The organism is Enterobacter cloacae complex sp. ESBL7, assembly GCF_041679625.1.
GTDB classification, from domain to species: Bacteria; Pseudomonadota; Gammaproteobacteria; order Enterobacterales; family Enterobacteriaceae; genus Enterobacter; species Enterobacter asburiae_B.
Map to the genome: position 1 here is coordinate 1 of NZ_JBGORN010000022.1, position 5917 is coordinate 5917.

The 5917-nt window shown below is 69.6% G+C and carries 1 pseudogene; it reads right to left on the reverse strand.

The features are described from left to right. Positions 1-5834, reverse strand: a pseudogene (cdiA, locus tag ACERY3_RS25205) (contact-dependent inhibition toxin CdiA); the annotation flags it as partial. Between the last annotated feature and the right edge of the window lie 83 nt (positions 5835-5917).

Below are 5917 nucleotides of genomic sequence, written 5' to 3' on the forward strand. Positions count from 1 at the left end.
TTCAGCTGCGCGTTGCCGAGCAGCGTGCCGCTGTTGTTCAGCTGGCCGTAGTTAACCGTCAGCTGTCCCGCCTGGGTGGTGCCCTGGCTGGCAAAGGTGGTGCCGGTCAGCGTGGCCCGGTCGGCCACCCACGTGCCGCCGTTAGTGGCGTTTGCCGCATTGAGTATCAGGTCGGTGGCCTGCAGCCAGCCGGTGCCGGTGAACTGCGGCGTGCCGAGCGTCAGGCGCGCGCCGGAGAGCAGCCTGCCGTCGTTACGCGCCTGCGAGGAGGCGGTCACGCGCGTCTCGCCGCCGCCCTGAATCAGGCCGTAGTTAAACAGCGCGGGCGTGGTCAGCGTCAGGCCATCGCGGCTGACGATTTCGCCCCCGCTGCTGTTGGTCAGCGTGCCGCTGAGGGCCAGCGTCGCGCCGTTATCGCCCTGCAGACGTCCGCCGTTGGTGAGCGCCCCGGTGGTGATGCCGAGCGTGCTCCCCTGCATTTTGCCGTCGCTGGTGACGGAGGCCGCCGTGACGTTCAGCGCCCCGCCGGAGAGCAGGGTCCCGGTCGACTGCTGGCTGACCGCGCCGGTCTGGCTGAGGGTCAGGCCATTCACCCCGCTGATGGCGCCGCTGTTGCTGAGCGTGCCGCCGGTCAGCGTCAGGTTTTTCGCCGCCCACTGCCCCTGGTTCGCCAGCGTCGCGGCCTGCAGCGTTGCCGCACCCAGCGCGGTAATCTTACTGCCCGTGGTTCCGGTGAGCGTGTCGCCCAGCGTCATCTGCAGCCCGTCGGCGCTCTGCACCGTGCCGCTGTTGCTGAGCGACTGCGCGTTAAGCAGGATGTTCTGCGCCTGCCAGCTGCCGGCGTTGGTCACCGCCCCGGAGGCAATGGTCAGCGCGCCCTGAGCGAGAAGCCTGCCGCCAGCGCCGTTAATCAGCGCCTGCTGCGGCGCGGCCATCGCCATGCGCGCCATCAGCCGCTGCTGCCCCTGAACGGTCAGGCTCTGCAGGCCGGTCAGGGTGCCCTGGTTGTTAATGCTGTCCTGGCGCAGCGCGAGGGTGTTCCCCTGCACGGTGCCGCTGTTTTTAAGGGTGCTGCCGCCGAGCGTCACGTCTCCTTCGCTGAGGAGCTGCCCGCGGTTATCCAGCGTCTGTGCGGTGATATCCGCCCGCCCCTGGCTCATCAGCGAGCCGGACGAGGTCAGCGTGCCGCCGGTCGCGGCCGTCAGCGCCCCCTGGCTGAGCAGGGACCCGCCGTGCGTCCAGTCGCCGGTGGCGCGGATGTCCGCGCCGTTCCCCTGCAGCGTGCCCTGCGTGGCCAGCTGGCCTGCGTCCAGCGTCAGCATGCCGCCGGAGAGGGTGCGCGAGGCCGCGCCCGTGGTCAGCGCGGTGCCGGTGAGCGCCAGACCGTTCGTTCCCTGCATCAGCCCGTCGTTGTTCATCTCGCGGGCGGTCAGGGAGAGCGTGCCGCCGGTGATGCGCCCCGGGTTCGCCAGGGTGTCCGCGGTGAAGGTGGTTGCGCCGCCGCTCTGCAGCAGCCCGGTATTGGTTAACGCCCCGCCGAGCGTGCCGCTGAGCCCCGCCAGCCCGTTCACCGTGCCGCTGCTGGTCAGGGTGGTGCCGGTCATGTCCAGCGTCGCGCCCTGCAGCGTGCCGGCGTTCGTCAGCTGCCCGCCCGTCAGCGTGAAGCCGCCGCCGGAGAGCCATTTGCCGTTCAGCGCGTTGATAAAGCGGTCAGCGGCGGCGTTAACCGCGCTGCTGCCCTGCATCAGGCCGCTGTTGCGCAGCTCCGTCGCGCCTGCGGTCAGCGTTCTGCCCGCCACCGTGCCGCTGCTGGTCAGCGTCGTCGCGTGAAGCGCGGCATCGCCGGTGGCCACGATGTTCCCGGTATTGCTCAGGGCGTTGCCCAGCCCCAAATCCAGGTCCTGCGCCTGAATATCGCCCCGGTTGGTCAGGTCGCTGCCCCGGAGGGTGAGCCCGCCGTTCACCAGCAGCAGACCGGCGTTATCGAGCGTGTCCAGGGACAGTTTCAGGCCGCTTCCGCTCACCAGCTGCCCGGTGGCGCCGTTGCTCAGCGTGCGGGTGGTCAGCGCCAGCGTGTCGTTGCCCTGCAGCATGCCGGTGTTGGTCAGCTGCGCGGCGCTCACCGTCAGCGCTTTCCCCGCCAGCCGGCCGTCGTTAAACAGCTGCGCCGCCGTCAGCGTGAACAGGTTCTGGCTGAGCAGGGCGCCCGTGTTGTCCAGCCTGCCGGTCGCGGCAAGCGTCAGGGCGTCCAGCGCCTGAACGCTGCCCTGGTTATTCAGGCCTGCGGCATCCAGCGTCGCGCTGCGCCCCTGCAGGCTGCCCGCATTGCTGAGCGTGTGTCCGCTCAGGGTGAGGGTCTCACCGCCCGTCACCTGCCCCTGAGTCTGGTTCGCGAAGGTGTTGCCGGACCAGGCCAGCGTGCTGCTGCCCTGAAGCAGGCCGCTGTTCTGCAGGTCGCCCCGCAGGGTCAGCACTTTCGCCAGCAGCTGGCCCCGGTTACCGGTATTGCCGGCCTGAACGTCCAGCGCCTGCTGGCTGAGCACCTTACCGCTGTTGGTCAGCGTGCCGGTCACCGCCGCCGTCACGCCCGCTTCCCCCAGCGCGTTACCGGTGTTCATCCACTCGCCGGTGGCCAGGTTCAGGGTGTTGCCCTGCATGAGCCCGGCGTTGTTAAGGGTGGTGTGGTGCAGGCCGAGCGCGCCACCGGAGAGCAGCATGCCCGCCTGCAGGTTGCTGAGCTGTGCCCCCGTCGCCGTCAGGGAATGAGTCCCCTGCAGCGTGCCGCCGTTGGTCACCGACGCGCTGTTAAACTGCGCGTCGGCACCGGCCATCAGCCCGCTGTTGGTCAGGCTGGCGGCGGTCAGCGTCAGGCCGTCCCGGGCAATCACCCGGCCGCCCGCCTCGTTGCTGACCTGGCGGGTCAGGTTCAGCAGCAGCGCGGTGGCGCTGAGCTCGCCGCTGCTGGTAAGGGTGTCGCCGCTGAGCGTCAGCGTTCCGCCGCTGCGCAGCGCGCCGCGGTTAGTGAGGTCTGCCACGCCGAGCGTCAGGGCCGCGTCCCCCTCGACGGTGCCCTGGTTCTCCAGGCTGTCCGCCGTGATGTGCAGGTCGCCGGCGGCAATACTGCCCGCGTTAACCAGAGTAGTGCCGTTCAGGGTGAGCCGGTCGTCCGCCAGCAGGCGTCCGCTGCTGGTCAGGCTGAGGTAGTCGCTGCTCAGGCTGACGCCGTTGATTTCGCCCTGGTTGGTCAGCGTGTCGCCTTTAATGCGCAGCGTGCCGTCGGTGGTGATAAGCCCGCCGTTGGTCAGCACCGGAACGTTCAGCGTTAAATCCTGCGCGCTGTAGACCGACCCGCCCGCGAGGTTCGCGAGTGACCCGGTCTTCAGGCCGAGCAGGGTGGTCCCCTGCAGCAGCCCGCCGTTCTCCACCGAGGCAGCGTCCAGGGAGAGGGTACCGGCAATCAGCGAACCGCTGCTGGTGATGCGCCCGGGGGCCGTCAGGGTCATGCGGTCCGCTTTTGCGGCGCCGGACTGGAGGATGTTCTGTCCGCTGAGCGTGAGGGTGCCGGCGGTGAGCTCCCCGCCGCTGGTCAGGTCGCCGGTCGCGTTAAAGCTCAGCGCGTCACCGGTGGATTTCCCGGCGTGCGCAATCGTGCCCGCCGTCACCGACAGGGCGCCTTTCGCCGCCTGGGTGCCGTTCAGCGCGGCGTTCTGCGCCTGCAGGGTGAGCCCCTGCCCGCTCTGCAGGTGCGCGTCCCGGCCGGTGGTCAGGTCGCCGGCGCTGACGGTGACCGCCCCCGCCGCGTCCGTCTGCCCGTTCAGGCTGGCGCTGCGGGTCGCGGTAATCTGTATATTGCCCTGGCTGGTCGTGCGGGACGCCTGACCGCTGGTCAGGGTGCCGGCCTGCGCCGTCAGCGCCGTCGCGCCGGACAGGGTGCCGTTCTGCTCAAGCACGCCTGCGGTCACGTTCATCGCGCCGTCAGCCAGCAGGCTGCCGTCGTTACGCAGGGCCTGCTGCGCCGTGACGTCCGCATTGCCCTTCGCGCTCAGCGTGCCCCGCTGCGCCAGGGTTCCGGCGCTTAACGCCAGGCTGCCGGCGCTCTGCAGGGTGCCGCTGTTGGTCACCGTCTGTCCCTGCAGGGTGACGTCGCTGCCCTGCGCCGTGCCGCCGTTCGTCAGCTCTCCGGCGTTCACGTCCAGACGGCCTTTCGCCGCCAGCAGGCCGCTGCTGGACACCCTGTCGCCGGAGAGCGCAATGTCGCGCCCCGCATTCACCTGCCCCTGGTTACTGACGGTGCTGCCCGTCAGGCGGATATCGGCCGCGGCATCGGCCCGGCTCTGGCCGTCCAGCACCAGCTGCCCGCCGCTCAGCGCCAGGCTCTCCCCTGCCGAGACCGCACTGCCCGTGGATGACAGCGTGCCGCCGCTGCTGAGGGTCGCGCGGGTATCGCTTCCGCTGCGGGTATTCGTCAGGGTGATATCCTTCCCGGCCGCCACGCTGAGCGCGCCCCTGCCGGTGACGCTGCCGCCGCGCTGCGTCAGGCTGCCGCCGGTGGACAGCGTGGTGTCGGCCTGGCCCGTCAGCGTTGCATCCGAAAGTGCCATCCCCTGCCCGCCCGCGACGGTCAGCGCCCCGCCCTGTGCCGACACGCCGCCGCCGCTGACGGTAAGGGTGTCCTGACTGTCCAGCGTCGCCGCGCCGCGGGAGATAAGGGAGGTATTGCTGAGCGTCATCGCCTGCCCGCTGCTGACCGCCAGCGCGCCCGCGCTGTTTGTCCCGCCGCCCGTCATCTGCACTTTCCCCGCCGCGGAAAGGCGCATGTCGCCCTGGCTGGCGAGCGTGCTGTTACTGAGTTCCACATCCTGCGAGCTGGCCACGTTCAGCGCGCCACCGGCCTGATGGCTGCCGCTGAGGGCCACCCCCGCGCCCTTCGCGCGAATCGAGCCGCTGGCGAGGCTGTTCCTGACCGTCAGTTTCCCGCCCGCATCCAGCTGAATGTCGCCCTGGCGCGCGGTGAGGTTGCCGAGGTTCACCCCGACGCCCGCCTCGCTGGAGACCAGGCGGATACGGCTGGCATACATCCCGCCGAGCGCGCCGGTATCCACCGCCACCACGGGCGCGGCGCCCTCGCCGGCAACCGGCCTGACGCTGCCGTCTGCACCCACGCGGTTCGCCCCTGCGGTCACCGTCAGGTCGTTCGCGTGTATCGCGGCGTTCACCTCCGTTGCGCGCGCAATAATCGACAGCGCGTCGCTCTTGCTGGCGTCCAGCCCCTGGCCTTCAACCGTGATGGCCCCTTTCGTCACCTCCAGCGCCAGCAGGTTACCGCTGGCGTCAAACTGCGGCTTGCCGGTGGTCAGGGTGACGTTCGGGGTGTTGATAAATCCGCACCCGTTACAGGTAATGCCGTACGGGTTGGCCACCATGACGTTTGCGGCCCTGCCGGCGACTTCCGTGTAGCCCTGCAGCTGCGAGCGGCTGGCGCCCGTGACTTCGTTGATGATGCCTTTCGCTTCCCGCCCGGCCTGCAGGTTGGGGTTGTTCTGGATAAGCCCGCCCAGCTGGGTCCGGGTTAAACGGTCCGTGCCGTTGTTGAGGATAAGCCCCTCGCTGCCGACGTTATACTCGCCGAACTGGTTATGCGAGATACCCGCCCCGTTCGGGGTGGCGATGTTGACGACCGGCACCCCGTTCCCGGCCCGGTCGACCGTGGTCTGCCCGGCCGGCGTAAGCGCCGCCGCGACGGCGGGTGCCACCGGCTGCCAGACCATCAGGCCGCAGACAATCCAGCTGATCAGACGCTGCGAGAAACGAACGGGTGGGTGACGGGTATCCATAGTCGTAGAGTCTCTTAAAGCATGAAGGCAATGCGCCAGTTAACGCTCACATGATCCGGGCCGAGCCAGTCGGGGTAGCGCAG